Here is a 17,240-nt window from a genome sequence, read left to right as displayed (position 1 = left end):
CGAACAGTATGCCCCCGCCTGCGATGCCACGACGGTGGGCGCTCACGGCGGGGCAGCTCAGGGATGTGGCGGAATGTCCGAAACCGGTCGTTATACGTGGCGGATTGTGCCCCGCGACGGGTGGTGACCTGCGAAATCCACGATGCCGACCGGCGAAATTCTCCGGCCACGAGCGGGTTTCCGTGCCGACACGGAGACGGTGTCGAATGGCGTGGGAGGTCGTGGGAGACCACGACGACCATGCTTCGTCGACGTCGAGGAGATCTGATGAACGCCATCGAGAACGCCATCGATGCCCTGCGAGCGGGCCGCCCGGTGCTGGTGACCGACGCCGCCGACCGGGAGAACGAGGGCGACGTCATCCTGGCTGCCGACCGGGTCAGTACCGAGTGGACCGCCTGGACCGTGCGGAACACCTCCGGCCTGTTGTGCGCGCCGATGACCTCCGAGCGGGCGGACATGCTCGAACTGCCGTCGATGGTCACCAACAACGAAGATCCCAAGGCGACCGCGTACACGGTGACCGTCGACGCTGCCGAAGGGGTCACGACGGGCATCTCGGCCGCCGACCGTGCGCTCACACTGCGCATGCTGGCCGGGGCCGCATCCGGCCCCCGAGACTTCACCCGGCCCGGGCATGTACTACCCCTTCGTGCCCGGCCGGGTGGGGTTCTCGAGCGTCCCGGCCACACCGAGGCGGCCGTCGACCTGTGCACGCTGGCCGACGTCGCTCCGGTCGGGGTGATCGCGGAACTCGTCGCCGACGACGGTTCGATGATGCGGTATCCGCAGGTTGCCGCGATGGGGTCCCGCATGGGCCTCCCGGTGCTCACCATCGAGGAGTTGGTCAATTACCGCCGGATCCACGACGCGGACCGCTGGTCGGTGGCGCCCCGGGTACGACGCGGCGCGGAGACGGTCCTGCCGACGCCGACCGGCGAGCTGCGCGCGATCGGATACCGCGACACCGAGACCGGTGCCGAACACATCGCGCTCGTGAGCGCGGGCGTCACCGGCCAAGGGTTGGACCAGGGCGTCCCATTGGTGCGGGTCCACTCCGAATGCCTCACGGGAGAGGCATTCTCGTCCCAGCGATGTGAATGCGGACCTCAGCTCGAGACGGCGCTGGAACGCATCAGCCACGAGGGCGGTGTGGTGGTCTACCTGCGTGGCCACGAGGGTCGCGGCATCGGGCTGCTCAAGAAACTGGCCGCGTACCGGCTGCAGGATCAGGGCTTCGACACGGTCGAGGCGAATCTCGAACTCGACGAACCGGTCGACGGACGTGAATACGGTGCAGCCGCAGCGATTCTCGCAGACTTGGGAATCGACCGGGCGCGGGTGATGACCAACAACCCCGACAAGGTACGTGGTCTGACCGACTCCGGAATCGAGGTCACCCAGCGCGTCCCGCTCGTCGTGGGTGTGATGCCGGCGAACGTCCGCTATCTCGATGCCAAGCGCCGCCGGCTCGGGCACCTGCTGGGCGCCGCATCCGGCCTCGGCGCACCGCACGATCGTCACTTCTGTGGCGAAGGCGCTGTTTCCAACTAGCGCTTGTCTTGTGAACCGGCGTTTCGGCGTCCGGGGCCGGATCTCGGATCAGAGCCGGCCGAGCAGTTCCGCCTTCTTCGCCGAGAACTCCGCGAGAGGTGCGGGAGATGACGGTGCCGGTCCGGCATCACAGCCCAGAGCGGTCGACGGCGGGCATGTTCGCGTTCCGCAGATTGCGCGCACTGGTCGCGCGATGGTGCTCCGCGACCGCCGCGTCGGATCGGTCGATGAAGTCGTCGACCTCGGGACCGAAGAATCGATCGCCGAGTCGACTGGCCAGGAGGTGCTTGCCCCACGCGGCGACGACGATCCACCAGGGCACGAAGATCCGTCGCTGTCGTCGCGCGATCCCACGCACGAAGGCGTCGGCGCAGACGTCGACGGGGACGATGCGGTCCAACGGCGGCCCGAGTTGTTTCAGGTAGTCGGCAAATCCGGGTAGATCTGCCTGGACGTCGCGGATGAGCGGGGTGTCGATCCAGGTCATGTACGCGCACCCGACCGCTACGCCTCGTCGTCGGAGTTCGGCGCGCAACGACGTGGCCAGGTGATCCACCGCGGCCTTGCTGGGTGCGTACGGCCCCATCCCCGGGCCGGGGAGGAACGCGGCCATGGACGAGACGAGCAACAGGTACCCGCGGCGCTCGATGATCGAGGGCAGGGCCGCCCGGACGGTGAAGTACACGCCGGTGACGTTGATGTCCATTCCCCGTCGGAAGGCCTGAGGGTCCAGGTGGCGGAACGACCCGTATGTCGCGACGCCGGCGTTGGCCACCACGATGTCGATTCCGCCGAACCGCTCGACACCGGCCCGGACCGCGGCCTCCAGAGCCGAGTAGTCGGTGACGTCGGCGACCTGAGCGCTTGCCCGTGTGCCGATCGCCGCGGCCACCGTCTCGACTGCAGATCGATCGATGTCGACGAGTATCAGACGCGCGCCCGCAGCGGCGAGTCGGTGCGCTGTGGCGCAACCGATCCCGTTTCCGGCACCGGTGATCAACGCGACCTTTCCGGTGAGATCGGGTGTGGTGCGCGCGCCGACGACGGACAGGTGTGTCATGACAGGCTCCCGGGGCTGGCCTCGTCCCCGACCTGCGTGCCAGTATGCGCTCCGGTGCGTGGGGTGTACAGGTTGTTTCCGGTCAGGCAACGACACAGAGGACGCGCCCGTAGACGCCGTCGTGCGGCGACCCGGCCGAGTCAGGCGCTGAGACGCGCGAATGCGGAGCGGTGGAAGACGATCGGCTGCTTCGAGTGATCGTTCGCCAGACCGGTCACCCGCAGCACGACGATCTCGTGATCCCCGGCGGCGTGCGAACTCTCGATGGCGCACTCGAAATGAACCGGGGCGTCGTCGAGGAGCAACGCCCCGCTGGGCAGCACCGTGGTGCCGACACCGGCGAAGCGCTGTGTCTTGTCCTTGGCGGACAGCTGCCGGATGACGTCGGTGTGGCTCTCGCCCAGAACCGAGACGCCGAGACTGGGCAGGTCGCGCAGGATCGGCCAGGTGGTCGAACTCTGCTGCACCGCGAACATCACCAGGGGTGGCTCCTGGGAGACCCCGACCGCGAAGGACGAGGCGACGATGACGGTCGGCTCGGGACCCGACATCCCGGCCAGCGCGACGACGCCGGTAGGAAAGGCGCCGAACGCCTTTCGCAGTTCTGTGCTGTCCATCCCCGTGGTCGGGGTGACGTTCGCGGTCATCGGTCACCCGCCGGCACCGTTGCGTTCGCCGAGGCGAGCACGACGGCACCCCAGCGATCGATCCAGGGCGCAAACGCCTCGGTGTCGTCGTAGAGCTTGTCGACGACGTAGAGGCCGGCGGCGGGAACGATCGCGCCGAGTTCGACGAGAACGGGCTTCAGCAGGAGGTCCGGCGCCATGTAGTGGGCGGGGCCGGCACCCAGCATCAGAGGTATGGCAGTGACGTCCTGGAGGCCGTCACTCGTCGAGAACTGGTCGAGGAAGAGTTTGAGCAACCCCGTATAGGTGGCCTTGAAGGTCGGTGAGGCGAACACGACGAGGTCGCTGCCGGCGACGGTCTCGACGGCCTCCGCCACCGCGGCGTCGCCCCAACCGAGCAGACCCGCGCCCAGGTCGACCACGTCGACGACGTGATCGGGGTCCTTGCCGGTGAGGGTCGACGCCAGCAGGCTTGCCGCCGTCAGTGTCCTCGATGCAGGCTTCGGATTGCCTGCCACTACGGAAACGATCACGATGCTCCCCTTCGAATGTCGCGAGATGCGTTCTCCTGCAGGGTGCGCGGGTGATATTGCCGAATCGTCAAGCGATCATTTCACCCAGATTGCGCGAGAGAACCGGTCGCGCCGGGAGGTGATTCCTGCGGTAACTCATTGGTGCTCAACGATTCCTCCGGAGAGGGAATCTGGTCGGGCTCCGGACACCAGGTCACATCGGAGTGGTCGATCTGCGATTCGAACCGGATCCGGTCCGCCCGGAAGCGGTCGAAGACGATCTCCACCGGTGTTCCATCGGCGGTGGTGTAGAGGATCTCGCGTGACAGCAGCGTCTCGCCGGGGCGGACGTCGAGCAGACGCGCGGTTCGGTCGTCGGCGCGTTCGGCACCGATGGAGACCGAGGCGCCACCCGGTGCGACGCCGAAGAACTCGGCGAGTGTCCGTGCCATCGACATCGGTTTGTCCCGAAGATCATTGGGGTCGGCATTGAAACGCGGAGAGAAGTAGGCACTACGCATCCCGATGATCTCGTCGTGCGCGATGAACGAGTTCTCGACGAGACGGACCACGTCGTCGTCGATTCGAAGACGTTCGCGGATGAGCGGGAAGGTCGGCACGATGCACTGGTCGGTCACCTGGATGTGAACCAGTTCGCCGCCGGTCGCGGAGATGTCGTCCAGTGCGACACCGAGATCCCGCCGGTTGACCCGCGTGCCGACACGAGGCCGGCGGATGACGACACCGGTCTCACTCAGCTCGTTCAGTGCCGCTCGCACCGATCCGCGGCTCGAGTTGAACATGATCATGAGATCTTCCTCGACCAGCTGCGCGTCGATGTCGATGGTGCCGTTGCGAATTGACGCGAGGATGAGGTCGCGGACGCGTCGAGAGGAGACCTGACGACCGCGTGCGGAGCCGCCGCGCGAGCGGGGGTGATAGGGGGGTGGTGTCGTCATGGGTATGACTTCCGATCTTGCGACAACGGGGGTCGAACTGCCGATGCGTAGTGAGTCTATGGACTCTTGTCGGCATCGGCGCGGGCAAGTTGTGCGCGTCACATCCGGCGCAAAGACGACCGCATCGATGCCGAACGACCTCGTGACCTGCGACAACACCTCGATGAGCGCGAGTGTGAACCCGCGCAAATGATCAGTCACGCCAGGGCGCGGGTTTCGAAACAAATCGGCCTGAGGATCAGGACCCAATAACTCGAGCCGTAGATGGGAGGGATCGAATGACCGTCGATATCAGTGTCCAGCCAGGCATTGTCGACCCGGGTGACCTCGATGCACGACGTGGGGCGACTGCCGCGGGAGGCGGCAGCACCGGGACGAAGCGCTCCGCGTTCGGGGGAGTCGTGTCACGACTGTCCGAGTGGGCCTGGATCGGACGCGCGGCCGGCCGCGGCGTCGTCAACTTCCTGATCTTCGTCGTCGTCGCGTTCTTCCTCGTCCAGCTCATCCCCGGTGATCCGCTGGTGTCCGCCTCCGGTGGCCGCCTGTCCGGTGCCGCACTGGAACAGGCGCGAGAATCGTATGGACTGAACGGTTCTCCGGTCTCGCAGTTCTGGACTTATCTGACCTCGCTGTTCAGCCTGGACCTCGGCAACTCGATCGCCACCGGCCGGCCGGTCGCCGAGGACATGGCCACGCGAGTCCCGGCAACCCTGGAGCTCATCGGCGCCGGCCTGTTCTTCGCCTGTCTGATCAGCCTGCCGATGTCCTACCTGATCGTGACCCGGCCGACCAACCGGTTCTCCAAAGTGCTTCGCTCTTACGCCAGTTCGGCGGGCGCGATCCCCGAATACGTCGTCGGCATCCTGTTCCTGTTCGTCTTCTTCGCCACGCTGGCCTGGGTTCCGGCCCCGTCCGGACGGCTCGACCCGATCCTCCTGCCGCCGGCCGAGGTCACCGGGTTTCCGATCCTCGACGCCGTCATCGCGGGCGACACCGCGGCGGCCAACTCCTACATCGCCCACCTGATCCTGCCGGTCGCGGTGATGACGGTGTCGCACTCGGCGATCCTGGTCAAGTCGCTGGTCTTGGCCCTCGACACCGAGATCGACAGTCCGGCAACTCGATTCCGGATCGCCTCCGGCGCACCACGACGGGTGGTCGTCCTGAGCGTCTACCGCAGGGCGCTGCCGTCGGCAGTCGCGATGCTCGGCATGATCTTCGGCCTGCTCCTCGGTGGCGCGGTGGTCCTCGAATCGCTGTTCGGACTCGGCGGGCTGGGCCAGTACGCGGTCGACGCGGTCCGGTCGTCGGATGTGTTCGCCCTCCGGTCATTCCTGGTCGTCATCGCCGGCCTGTGTCTGATCGTCTACTTCCTCACCGAGGTGGCCACCGGTCTTCTCGATTCCCGCCGACGCGACTCGCGCAACCAGGAGGTCTGACACATGGTCATGGCGCCGCTCTCCACGACGGCCGAAACCTCCCACACGGCCCCGCGCCTCGGGAAGACAGCCCGACTACGCGACTACGCGGGTCTGATCCCGTTCGCACTCTTGCTCCTCCTCGCGGTGTTCGGACCGATGCTGGCACCGCAATCGGCCACCGAGGTGGTCGGAACCCCGTCGAGCGCGCCCTCGGGGGACCACTGGTTCGGCACCGATTCCAACGGTTTCGACGTGTTGTCCCGGACGCTCACCGCCTTCCGCCTCGACATCGCCATCGCGATCGGGGTGACCCTCCTCGCGACCGCCGTTGGCATCGCGATCGGATCGATCGCGGGCATGTACGGCTCGAAGGGCGGCCTGCTCGGCGCGATCGCGGCGACGCTCGGGCGCACCATCGATCTGGTCCAGGCACTGCCCGTCATGATCGGCGGGCTGGTCATCGTGTCCTTCTTCGGACGCAATTCGGTGGTCATCGCACTGGCACTGGCCCTGGTGCTCATGCCCTTCCAGGGCAGGCTGATGCGTACCGAGGTGTTGCGGACACGGAACGACGGTTTCGTCACCGCCGCGCGGATGAGTGGCGAATCGGAGTTCCGAATCCTCCTGCGCCACGTGATCCCGAACTCGTGTGCACCGGTCCTGGAGAACGCTTCGGCGATCTTCGGGATGGGGATCATCTTCTGCGCCGGCCTCGGCTTCCTGGGCGTAGGCATCCCGCTCCCGACCGCGGAGTGGGGGAACATGCTCGCCGACGGGGCCGCCGACGCAGCAGTCGGACGCTGGTGGCCCGCCCTGTTCCCCGTCATCGCCCTCGCCTACTCGGTGTGGGCGGCCTCCCGGGTCACCACCTTCATCTCCCGTCGTCGCCGCGTCTGACCTGACCGGCGCGCGTCAACCGGCCCTCTCTGCATCCCATTCATTCCCAGAACGGAGTACCCGATACCCATGAAACGACTGTCCACCTTGGTTAGCGGAACCGCGCTCGCCCTCGCCGCCGCACTGACACTCAGCGCGTGCGGTGGCGGGTCGTCGAACAACTCCGCCGAGGGCGGCGTGGTCATCGTCACCGCGGCCCAGCCCCCGAGCTTCAGCTACGAGACGAGCGCCACCGGCTACGAGGCCGCGGAGTTCTTCCTGAACACCGGCGCGACCCTCATCCGCAACCCGTACGTCGCAGGAACAGATGGACTCTCGGCACACCAGGAGCTCTTCAAGTTCGAGCCGGTGCTGGCCAAGAGTTACGAGGTGAGCCCCGACGGCAAGGTCTACACCTTCCATCTCAACACCGAGGCCAAGAGCGCTGCGGGTAACGCCCTCGACGCCGACGACGTGATCTTCTCGTTCAAGCGCAAGTTCGAGGTCGACACCAGCATCGTGTCGTTCGTCAGCGCTCCCGTGATCACCTCGACCGACCAGGTGAAGAAGGTCGACGACGCGACTGTCACCATCAGCATCGCCGATCCGTCTCACGGCTTCACACTGCTGTCGCTGCTGGCGAACACCCCGTACTCCATCTACGACTCCGAGGTGTTGACAGCACACGCCACCGCCGACGACCCGTACGGCGTCGAGTATTCGAAGACCAACGCGGACTTCGGCTTCGGGGCCTACAAGCTGAGCAGCTACACCCCCGGCCAGCAGATGGTCTACGAGGCCAACCCCGGATACGCCCTCGGTGAGCCCGAGGTGAAACGCGTCGTCCAGCGCGTCGTCGCCGACGCCGGCCAGCGGTCCAACCTCGTCAAGAGCGGTGACGCATCGGTCGCCACCCAGCTGCGTCCCGCCGACCAGGTCGCCCTGCGCGATGCGAACGCCGCCCAGATCTTCACCGTGCCGAGCAACGCATATGTGTACGTGCCGCTGACCACCACCATGGCACCGTTCGACAACGTCGAGGTCCGCCGCGCCTTCTCCTACGCGGTTCCCTACGACGCGATCATGAAGGACGTCTACAAGGGCCGGCTGGGCCCGATCTCGTCGATCCTCAACGACACGCTCCCGGACTACAACGGCAACGGACTGAAGAGCAACACCACCGACCCGGCGAAGTCGCTGGAGATCCTGCGCAACGCGGGGATCACCACCCCGGTGAAGTTCGAGTTGACCGTCAACAACGCCGTGCCCGATCTCAAGGAGACGGCGGTCCAGATCCAGACTGCTGCTCGCGCCGCGGGATTCGAGGTCACCCTCAACGAGGTGAACTCGGCGGTGTTCCAGGAGGGACTGGCCAACAAGACGTTCCAGGCATCGATGGGCCGTGACTACGCGGTCGTGCAATCCCCGCCGTACGTGCTGTCCCTCTTCTACACCCCGGGATCGCCGATCAACTGGCCGGACTTCGACTACGCACCGCTGAACAACGCCATCGCCGCCGGCAACGCCTCCGGCGAGCCTCTCACCCCGGCCGCATGGGGCAAGTGGAACGAGGCCGAACGCATCCTGCAGGACCAGATGCCGACCGTCTACATCGGATACGTGCAGCCGCTCAACGCATTCGCAAACGGTGTCGAGGGCTACGTCTTCCGCACCGACAGCGTGATCGACTACTCGGAGCTCAAGCCATGACCACGCTCACCGACCAGGTCGCGGTAACCGCAGAGGACGCGTCGGGCGATGCCGCCCCGGTCCTCGAGGTCATCGATCTGACGATCCGTTACGGCGGGGTGGAGAAGGTCCACCCGACCTCGTTCACGATCGGCCGGCGCGAGCGGGTCGCGATCGTCGGCGAGTCCGGTTCGGGAAGGTCGAGCATCGCCAACGCGCTCGGCGGGTTCATCCCGCCGGGTGTGGGCGAGGTGTCGGCGACGACGATGTCGCTGTCCGGCCGCTCGCTGCTCGCAGCGAAGGCTCAGCGGATTCCGGCTCGGCGCCAGGGGATCTCGATGATCTTCCAGGATGCGATGAGCTCCCTCGATCCGATCTGGTCGGTGGGCAGCCAGCTCACCGCGGTCCTGCCGAAGAGCAGGTACGGCTCCCGTAAGGACCGCGCCACGGCCGCCGAGGTCCGTCTGGAGCAGGTCGGCATCGTCGAACCGCGCCGGGTCATGTCGTCGGTACCCGGCCAGCTCTCCGGCGGCATGCGTCAGCGCGTGATGATGGCGATCGCGCTGGCCTCCGAGCCGGAACTACTCATCGCCGACGAGCCGACGAGTGCTCTCGATGCGTCCCTGGCGGTGTCGGTCATGGAACTCATGACCGGTCTCACCATCGAGAACGGGGCGTCGCTCGTCTTCATCACCCACGACATCGCTCTCGCTCGACGCTTTGCCGACAAGGTGCTCGTCATGCGGGCCGGCAGCGTCGTGGAGACCGTCGCCGCAAAGGACCTCGACCACGCGAACCACCCGTACACCCGGGGATTGCTGGAATGCATGCCCACGCTGAGTTCGGCTCAGCTGGAACGTCTTCCGACCCTGGACACGGTCATGAGAGAGGAGGCAGCAGCATGAGCACGATCATCGAGGTCGTCGACGTGCACAAGCAGTACGGGCGCAAGGTCACCGCGGTCGGTGGGGTGACCACCAAGCTGGAGAGTGGCCGCGCGACCGGTATCGTCGGCGAAAGCGGTTCGGGCAAGTCGACTCTCGGCAAGATGATCGTCGGTCTCACCGCGCCGACCTCGGGTCAGGTCCTGGTCGACGGCCGCGACCTCTCCCGCCTGCTGGAACGTCGCCCGGGTCGTCTCGAGTACCGCCGCAAGGTGCAGCTCGTCGCCCAGGACACCACCACCACGTTCGATCCGCGCCGCGTCGTCCGCGAGGCGATCCGACGTCCGGCGCAGATCCTCGGGGGGCTGGACGCGAAGGCGGCCGACGTCGCCGTGGACGCGATCGTCGCCGAACTCGGCATCGCGCCCGAACTCGTCGAGCGGTATCCGCATCAGCTCTCCGGCGGTCAGCGGCAACGTCTTTCGATCGCCCGCGCGCTGGTCGTCGGTCCGGACATCCTCGTCTGCGACGAGGCGGTGAGCGCCCTCGATGTCTCGGCGCAGGCGGTGGTCCTGAACCTGCTCAAGGACTACGTCAAAACGCACTCACTGGGCCTGGTCTTCATCTCGCACGGACTCCCGGCCACCGCGTTCATCACCGACGACCTGCTGGTGATGAACCGCGGCACGGTCGTCGAATCGGGCGAGACGATGTCGATTCTCGACGCGCCGTCGAACGACTACACACAGACGCTCGTCGGCGCCTACCAGGCCATGGAAACAGCGGCCTGACCCAACGATTCACCGGCCGACCCGGTCGGCGGACAACACCTCTCACAACCACTTCGCACGACAGGAGATCGCAATGTTCCACATGGGTTGGTTCCTCGGAGACGGCTTCGGCATTCACCCCTGGAGCCCCACGAACGGTGACGGTCCGTGGACCGGCACCAACCACCTGGACTGGATGAAGCCCGACATCCACGTCGACATGGCCAAGAGCCTCGAGCGTGCCGGCTTCGACTACATCCTCATCGAGGACACCTCGATGGTCGAGGACTCCTACAACAACTCCGCCGAGACCTCGCTGCGCCGCGGTTTCATGGCCCCCAAGAACGATCCGCTGCCGCTGGTCCCGCTGATGACGCAGGCCACGAAGCACATCGGCATCGTCCCGACGGTCTCGACCATCCAGTACCCGCCGTTCCTCGCCGCACGTGCGTTCACCACCCTGGACCATCTCACCGAGGGCCGCGTGGGCATGAACGTGGTCACCAGCGTCACCGATCGCGTCGCCCAGAACTTCGGCTACGAACGGCATCTCGAGCACGACGAGCGCTACGAGATGGCGATGGAGTGGATCGACGTCGTCAAGGCACTGCAGAACTCGTGGGAGGAGGGCGCCGTCATCGCAGATCCCTACGCCGGTGTCTATGCCGACCACACCAAGGTCAACCCGATCGAGTTCGTGGGCAAGTTCTTCAAGTGCCGCGGCCCGCTGAACACCATCCCGGGTCCGCAGCGTGAGGTACCGATCTGCTCGGCCGGTAGCTCGGAGCCGGGTCGTGTGCTCGCCGCCAACTACGACGACACCCAGATCGCCATCGTCGAGGACGCCGCAGACGCAAAGGCCTACCGCGAGGACATCCGTGCCCGGGCGGCCGCCGCCGGACGCAACCCCGACCACATCAAGGTCCTCTTCATCGCGACCCCGACGATCGCGGCCACCGACGCGGAGGCCCAGGCCGCCTACGAAGCGGCCCAGGCGTTCCGCAAGACGGACAAGGCCATCGAGTACAACCTGTGGAACATGTCCTACACCTCGGGCGGTCGCATCGACTTCGGTGCCATCGATCCCGACACCAAGGTCGGCGACATCGACCTTTCCAAGCAGAACGGCGAGTACACCTCGATCGCCGGACTGTTCGGTGGCCGCGAGGACGAGACGCTTCGTGAGGTCGTCGCGAGCAGCTTCCAGGTCAAGGACATGGGTCTCATCGGTTCACCGTCCACCATCGCCGACAAGATGGGCGAGATCATGGAGGAGGCGGGTGGTGACGGCTTCCTGTTCTACCTGCCCACCACGCGCATGAACCTGGCGATGATCTCCGACGGCCTGGCACCGGAGCTGCGCCGCCGCGGACTCATCCGCGAGGAGTACACCGGCTCTACCCTGAGGGAGAACCTGCGCGCCTTCTGAGCCACGAAACACCCCGTCCCCACCCGCCGTTCGCGGGTGGGGACGAGGTGTCTGTCGTCACCGGTAGGCGGCGCGGGCGTGCGGCACCATCCGGATGGCCCTGGGCAGCCGCGGGATGACCAGCCGCGACTGCAACGAGATCAGGCGGAAGAGCACACGTCGTCCGGTGCCCCAGTCGATGCCGAGCAACTCGCGCAGTTCCGGTGTGAGGAGACCCGCGGTGACGGTGGCCAGGACGAGGCCGGCGACGGGACGAACCGTCGTGTTCCACACGAGCGCGTGCCGCAGGACCGGGATGTGCGGCGGCGGCTTGGGAGACGTCACCACACCGAAGACCCGATCGGTCATGTCCGACCGCTCGAGCCTGGTGCGGGTCATCTCGTCGAACCAGGTGCAGAAGGCCTCCCAGTTCTCCGGCATGTCCTGCTCGCGCACCCCGTACATGCGTCCGACCTGACGCATCTCGAGATAGAACTGCTCGACCTCGCCCGGCTTCCAACCGCGACCGAGTTCCTTCTGCTGGGTGTAGATCCCGTGCACCAGACTCGCGTGAACCCAGTGGAACGCTTCGGGATTCAGTGAACTCCAGCGCGAGCCGTCGTGTTCTGGCCCTTGATGTCGCGGTGGCGCTCACGCAGCCGGCGTGCCATGTCGAGCGCGTCCTCGCGGCCGTAGACGACACCCATGATCATGTCGAGCGTGCGTTCGGCGCGCCCGTACGGATCGGTCTCGAAGACCGAGAACTCGCGCACGCCGGTGGCCACCACGGGGTGGGCGACATCGATGAGCAGACGACGCGGTGCGCCCAGGACGAACGTCAGATCACCGAAAACCTTCCAGGCCACCGAATCCGGGCCCAGGGGCGCGATACCGTCGGTCGCGATGTCGTCCGCGGCGATCTCGGTGTCGGCGGCATCGTGTCGAGCGGGGGCTGGATCTGCCGTCATCGGCCTTCACTCATTCCGGGATAGAAGGGGTCGACCTGGAAACAGGGTACGCGCGTGGCCTCTGCTGGTGTCAACGCGTTTCGCACATGCCGCCAGGTGCGCTCGCTGAAGTTGATCGACAGATGTTCGGACAGATCGACCGGGCAGTCATCCTGCAGAAGGATGTTCGTGACATTGTCGCCCTCGAGGAAGCCGTTGGTGAACGGGGTCGCGATCTCGTCGTACTTGGTGACGATCGTCGGGTAGTGCGGGCCCGGCTTGGTGTCACCGTTGCCGTAGACCTTCCGGACCAGATCCGAATACTGCGCCTGCTGCGCGAAAGCGGGGAACAGCGCTTTGAAGATGTCGTAGCCGACAGGTCCGAACGGCGGGATGAAATACCTGACGTACGTGAGCCTGTCGCCGGTCGACCCGTGGTTGCCGGGCGCGATGCCGATGACCTTGTCGACCTTCTTGTCGCCGCCGAGGAAATCGACGTAGTAGTGCGGCAACAGGCCACCGCCTTGCGACCAGCCGACCAGGTCGACCTTCTTCGCGCCCGTCTGACGCATGATCCGGTCGACGTTGCGCGAGACCTCGCGGGCCGACCTCTCGATGTCGTCCAGACCCTGGATCGGGAAGCTGGGGATCGGCGTGATGTTGCCGTAGTTGAACGTGTACACGCAGTACCCACGGTTGGCCAGGTACGGAGCGCCCGCGGTGTAGGCCCACTGCGTGGTCGCCGTGGCGTTCAGCAGGATCACCGGGGTTCGGGCGTTCCTTCGTCAGCTTGCACGACGGGTCGTTGGTGCCCGGCGGGGACCAGTTCGCGTCCAGCGTCTGGTTGAGCACGTTCGGAATGGCGGACCGGAAGTCCCAGGACACGGGGTACTTCTTCGCCGGCGCGGCCCCGGCCGCACCCACTCCGGACAGACCCAGCGTCGCTGTCATCGTGCATGCCACCGCAGCGGTGACGATCGTCGTCAACCGTCGAAAACTGAACATGTTCCTCCGCCCTCGATCTGATGACAGATGTTGTCAGAGTTGTCGCGAAATCGCAACGAATCGGTAATCCGATTCCGGCAACGTTCGCCGGGTATCCGGGCCGGGAAAGTCCGGTGATCCGGCAAGCGTTGGCACCGAACCGATTTCGGCGAAGCGGACATCGACCGCCGAGTGGCGCCCTACTCTGGCACCTGCTTCGGCCATTGGTGACGCCCGTGACCAACCGCGGGGTCACCCGAGCCGACCCGTGGGCGCGGACAGCGGCTCCCGCCGCGAAAGGTGGGTGGACATGGTCTCGGTGACCGGTGCGGTCGGGACTGCCGTCGAGCAGGTGCAGGACGCCGTCGGAGCGCTCAAGGTGCTCAGGCGTTCGGGGCTGCTGGACCCCACACGTCCGAAGGAGCTCCTGACAACGGTCAAGCGCGCGAAGACGGTACGGACCCTGCGCTTCGGTGGTGGCACACGGCGCGGACGAGTACCCGGAAGCGGGTGCGGTCGCCGACGAACGCGGCGAACTGACCTACGGCGAGTTGAACGCGAACGCCAACGCGCTCGCGAACCACCTCGAGGCCTCCGGCGTCGAGCGAGGCTCGGTGATCGGAGTGATCGCCCGCGATCACCGGGGCCTGCTGACGACGATGAGCGCCGCGGGAAAGGCCGGTTACCGACTGGCCATGATGAACACCGGATTCGGCAAGACCCAGTTCGTCGAGGTCGCCGAACGCGAGAAGATCGTCGCGATGCTCTACGACGAGGAGTTCACCGACCTCGCCGATGCTCTGCCTGCCGAGACGCTCCGGATCGTGACCTGGGTCGACGGCGAGCGTCCGGTCCCCGAGGGGGTTCGCACCCTCGACGACATCGTCGCAGACGGGGACACGGCGACGCCTCCGGAACCGGACTCGTCATCCTCACGAGCGGCACGACCGGTCTGCCCAAGGGGGCACAACGTTCCAAGCTGTCGCCGTTCTCCAGTGCCCTCCTGCTCGACCGCATCCCGTTCCCGCAGCGCGGCACCATGGTGATCGTCTCGCCGATCTTCCACTCCACCGGTTTCGCCCTCTGGGGTGTGGGGACAGCGCTGGGCAACAAGACCGTCGTGATGCGACGGTTCGACCCGGAGAAGACCCTGGCCGCGCTCGCCGAGCACAAGGCGGAGGTGCTGGTCGCGGTGCCGACGATGCTGCACCGCATGCTCGCTCTCGGACCCGATGTCATCAAGAAGTACGACACGTCCGCGCTGCGGATCATCGTCATCGCGGGATCGGCTCTGTCACCGGCGCTTTCGGAAGCGGTGCAGGACACTTTCGGTGACGTCCTCTACAACCTCTACGGGTCCACCGAGGTGGCCGTCGCCTCGGTCGCGCAGCCTAAGGAGCTGCGACTCGCGCCGGGCACGGTGGGCCGCCCGCCGGTCACCAGCCGGCTCGCACTCTTCGACGACGAGGGCCGTAGGATCTCCGGAACCAACGTCCGCGGAAGACTTTTCGTCCGTAACGGCGCACCCTTCGAGGGGTACACCGACGGACGGAACAAGGAGATCATCGACGGCTACATGTCGACGGGTGACATGGCGCGCTTCGATGAGCACGGCCTGCTGCACATCGACGGCCGCGACGACGACATGATCGTCTCCGGCGGCGAGAACGTGTATCCGCTCGAGGTGGAGAACCTCCTCGCCGAACACCCGGACATCGACGACGTCGCGGTGATCGGCGTGGACGACGACGAATTCGGGAAGCGGCTGCGCGCCTTCATCGTCGCGGCGCAGGACGCGAACCCGTCACCCGAGGACATCAAGGCGCACGTGAAGGCCAATCTGGCGCGGTACAAGGTGCCACGTGACGTCGTCTTCGTCTACGAGTTGCCGCGCAACCCCACGGGCAAGCTCGTCCGCCGGCAGTTGCCCGCCGGGCCGCTGTAGGTTTCGACGAGCTCAACCGGCAGGGGGGAGAGCTCAACCGGCAGGGGGGAGAGCTCAACCGGCAGCCGGTGGCGAGCGCGGGCGAGCCGATACTGCCACGTGACCACGCTCGTTGAGCCGGTAGCGAGCGCCAGCGAGCCACCGCGTCGAAACGACGAGCAACCGCCACACAGGGGCCGCTCCACCAGTAGCAGGGGACAACTCGACAAGGGAGGTCAACCGGCGGCGGGGCTTCTCTCCAGCTGCGCGACGACCAGGTGCAGCGCGGCGGTGGTGGTGAGGGAGCGGACCCGTTCCCGGTCGCCGGGGAAACGTCGCGTGACCGTGTAGGTCGGGCAGCCCTTGACGGCGACGCCGAAGCAGACGGTGCCGACCGGTTTGGCTTCGGTGCCGCCTGCGGGTCCGGCGATCCCGGTGGTCGAGACCGCCACATCGGACTTCAGGCGACTCAGAGCTCCCTCGGCCATCGCGGCGGCGACCTCCTCACTGACCGCCCCATGCGAGGCGATCAGTTCTGCGGGCACGTCGATCAGGTCGGACTTCGCCTCGTTCGAGTACGACACGACGCCGCCCGTGACGTAGGTGGAAGAACCGGGGCGGTCGGTCAGCCGCGCCGCGATGAGCCCGCCGGTGCAGGACTCCGCCGTGGCGATCAGCCGTCCGTCGAGCGTCGCAATCAGCTGATCCTCGATGGTCGAGCCATCGGTCGAAAAGATCTGTCGCCCATGGTGTTCGGTGAGGAAGGTCAGCAATTGCCGGTAGATCGCGGCATCATCGGCGGCGAAGCGGGTGACCATGTCGAGTTCCCCGCGGCGCAGACAGGTGGTGATCTCGAGGGCGTCGAATCCCGGGATCGAGTCGTCGGCACGACGCAATGTCTCGGCGAGTTCGGCCTCGTGCAGTCCGTACGCCCGGATGGTCTCCTGCGTGAGGTCGTCGGCCCGGGACAGCACCTCGGCGATGGCGGGTGAGGCGATCGCGGTCGGCCACATCGCCTGCAGCTCGACGGGTGGGCCGGGCAGGATGAGGATCGTCGGCAGCGGCTCGTCGGGTGTCGCGGGGACGGCGACGCCCGGTGCGGTGCCGGTGGGCGGTATGGCGGTGGCGCCGACGGGAACGTGGGCCTGCTTGCGGATCCCGATCCGGGTCGGCCCGTCGTCGAGGTCCACGGTGTCGGGCCGCCAGCGCCGGATGATTCCGGCGATGTGGTCCTCGAGTGCGGGGTCGAGCTGCAGGTCGCGTCCACAGAACTCGGCAACCGTCGCCACGGTGAGGTCGTCGGCCGTGGGACCGAGGCCTCCGCTGGTGACGATGAGATCCATCTGCTGGTCGGCGAGGAAGCGCAGCTGGGCAGTGAGGTCGGCGGGCCGGTCACCACAGATGGTGATGTGGGCGACGTCCACCCCCAGCTCGAGGAGCTGCTCGGACAGCCACGGCCCGTTCTGGTCGGCGATACGCCCGGTCAGAACCTCGGTTCCGGTCACCACGATGCCTGCGCGCACACTCACGGGATCGAGCCTAGTTGTACTGACGACCCGAGAGGTTGGGTACGCGGCTGGCTGGTGGTTGTCCTCCGAGTGCTGTGTGACCGCGGTGGTGATTGTA

At 66.5% G+C, this 17,240-nt stretch carries 13 protein-coding genes and 2 pseudogenes; 8 read left to right on the top strand and 7 right to left on the bottom strand.

Features of this window, described 5'->3' with window-relative positions:
• The first annotated feature begins 267 nt into the window (after window positions 1–267).
• Window positions 268–1,554, top strand: a complete 1,287-nt coding sequence (locus tag GOAMI_RS19820) for a bifunctional 3,4-dihydroxy-2-butanone-4-phosphate synthase/GTP cyclohydrolase II (protein WP_006438371.1) — start codon at window positions 268–270, stop codon at window positions 1,552–1,554.
• Between the two features lie 127 nt (window positions 1,555–1,681).
• On the opposite strand, the gene GOAMI_RS19815 is transcribed toward GOAMI_RS19820, so the two are convergent.
• The 4 genes from GOAMI_RS19815 to GOAMI_RS19800 all read right to left on the bottom strand — a co-directional run bounded on the left by GOAMI_RS19815 (window position 1,682) and on the right by GOAMI_RS19800 (window position 4,711).
• Window positions 1,682–2,614 carry an SDR family oxidoreductase gene (locus tag GOAMI_RS19815; protein WP_006438370.1) on the bottom strand — a complete coding sequence of 311 codons (933 nt, stop codon included), beginning with the start codon at window positions 2,612–2,614 and terminating at the stop codon, window positions 1,682–1,684.
• Between the two features lie 140 nt (window positions 2,615–2,754).
• Window positions 2,755–3,261 (bottom strand): flavin reductase family protein, encoded by a 507-nt coding sequence (locus GOAMI_RS19810; protein WP_006438369.1) that lies wholly within the window; start codon window positions 3,259–3,261, stop codon window positions 2,755–2,757.
• Entirely contained in the window at window positions 3,258–3,773 is a 516-nt protein-coding gene (locus GOAMI_RS19805; protein ID WP_006438368.1) for an NADPH-dependent FMN reductase, read from the bottom strand. The genes GOAMI_RS19810 and GOAMI_RS19805 overlap by 4 nt, the downstream gene beginning before the upstream one ends.
• An 80-nt stretch (window positions 3,774–3,853) precedes the next feature.
• Entirely contained in the window at window positions 3,854–4,711 is an 858-nt protein-coding gene (locus GOAMI_RS19800; protein WP_006438367.1) for a GntR family transcriptional regulator, read from the bottom strand.
• A gap of 401 nt (window positions 4,712–5,112) precedes the next feature.
• On the opposite strand from GOAMI_RS19800, the gene GOAMI_RS19795 reads away from it, so the two are divergent.
• The 6 genes from GOAMI_RS19795 to GOAMI_RS19770 all read left to right on the top strand — a co-directional run bounded on the left by GOAMI_RS19795 (window position 5,113) and on the right by GOAMI_RS19770 (window position 11,780).
• The gene (locus GOAMI_RS19795; RefSeq protein ID WP_243828549.1) at window positions 5,113–6,150 is read left to right on the top strand and encodes an ABC transporter permease; all 1,038 of its coding nucleotides are present in this window, start codon (window positions 5,113–5,115) and stop codon (window positions 6,148–6,150) included.
• A gap of 3 nt (window positions 6,151–6,153) precedes the next feature.
• Window positions 6,154–7,029, top strand: a complete 876-nt coding sequence (locus GOAMI_RS19790; protein ID WP_006438365.1) for an ABC transporter permease — start codon at window positions 6,154–6,156, stop codon at window positions 7,027–7,029.
• 69 nt (window positions 7,030–7,098) lie between these two features.
• Window positions 7,099–8,718: an ABC transporter substrate-binding protein gene (locus GOAMI_RS19785; RefSeq protein WP_006438364.1), complete on the top strand. Its 1,620-nt coding sequence runs from the start codon at window positions 7,099–7,101 to the stop codon at window positions 8,716–8,718.
• Entirely contained in the window at window positions 8,715–9,602 is an 888-nt protein-coding gene (locus GOAMI_RS19780; RefSeq protein WP_006438363.1) for an ATP-binding cassette domain-containing protein, read from the top strand. Before GOAMI_RS19785 ends, GOAMI_RS19780 begins: the two co-directional genes overlap by 4 nt.
• Window positions 9,599–10,372 (top strand): ABC transporter ATP-binding protein, encoded by a 774-nt coding sequence (locus GOAMI_RS19775; RefSeq protein WP_006438362.1) that lies wholly within the window; start codon window positions 9,599–9,601, stop codon window positions 10,370–10,372. Before GOAMI_RS19780 ends, GOAMI_RS19775 begins: the two co-directional genes overlap by 4 nt.
• A gap of 73 nt (window positions 10,373–10,445) precedes the next feature.
• Complete coding sequence (locus tag GOAMI_RS19770) at window positions 10,446–11,780, top strand: NtaA/DmoA family FMN-dependent monooxygenase (protein WP_006438361.1); 1,335 nt, start codon at window positions 10,446–10,448, stop codon at window positions 11,778–11,780.
• Between the two features lie 57 nt (window positions 11,781–11,837).
• On the opposite strand, the pseudogene GOAMI_RS19765 reads toward GOAMI_RS19770, so the two are convergent.
• A pseudogene (locus tag GOAMI_RS19765) lies at window positions 11,838–12,727 on the bottom strand (oxygenase MpaB family protein).
• The gene (locus GOAMI_RS19760; protein WP_006438358.1) at window positions 12,724–13,470 is read right to left on the bottom strand and encodes an esterase/lipase family protein; all 747 of its coding nucleotides are present in this window, start codon (window positions 13,468–13,470) and stop codon (window positions 12,724–12,726) included. The pseudogene GOAMI_RS19765 and the gene GOAMI_RS19760 overlap by 4 nt, the downstream one beginning before the upstream one ends.
• Before the next feature lie 530 nt (window positions 13,471–14,000).
• On the opposite strand from GOAMI_RS19760, the pseudogene GOAMI_RS19755 reads away from it, so the two are divergent.
• Window positions 14,001–15,635: pseudogene (locus GOAMI_RS19755) on the top strand (acyl-CoA synthetase).
• A gap of 215 nt (window positions 15,636–15,850) precedes the next feature.
• Here GOAMI_RS19755 and GOAMI_RS19750 read toward each other — a convergent pair.
• Window positions 15,851–17,143 (bottom strand): competence/damage-inducible protein A, encoded by a 1,293-nt coding sequence (locus GOAMI_RS19750; protein WP_040005035.1) that lies wholly within the window; start codon window positions 17,141–17,143, stop codon window positions 15,851–15,853.
• Between the last annotated feature and the right edge of the window lie 97 nt (window positions 17,144–17,240).

This window comes from Gordonia amicalis NBRC 100051 = JCM 11271, from assembly GCF_000332995.1.
GTDB classification, from domain to species: domain Bacteria; phylum Actinomycetota; class Actinomycetes; order Mycobacteriales; family Mycobacteriaceae; genus Gordonia; species Gordonia amicalis.
The sequence above is the reverse complement of the archived record's forward strand: the minus strand, read 5'-3'. Positions and strand labels throughout refer to the sequence as shown.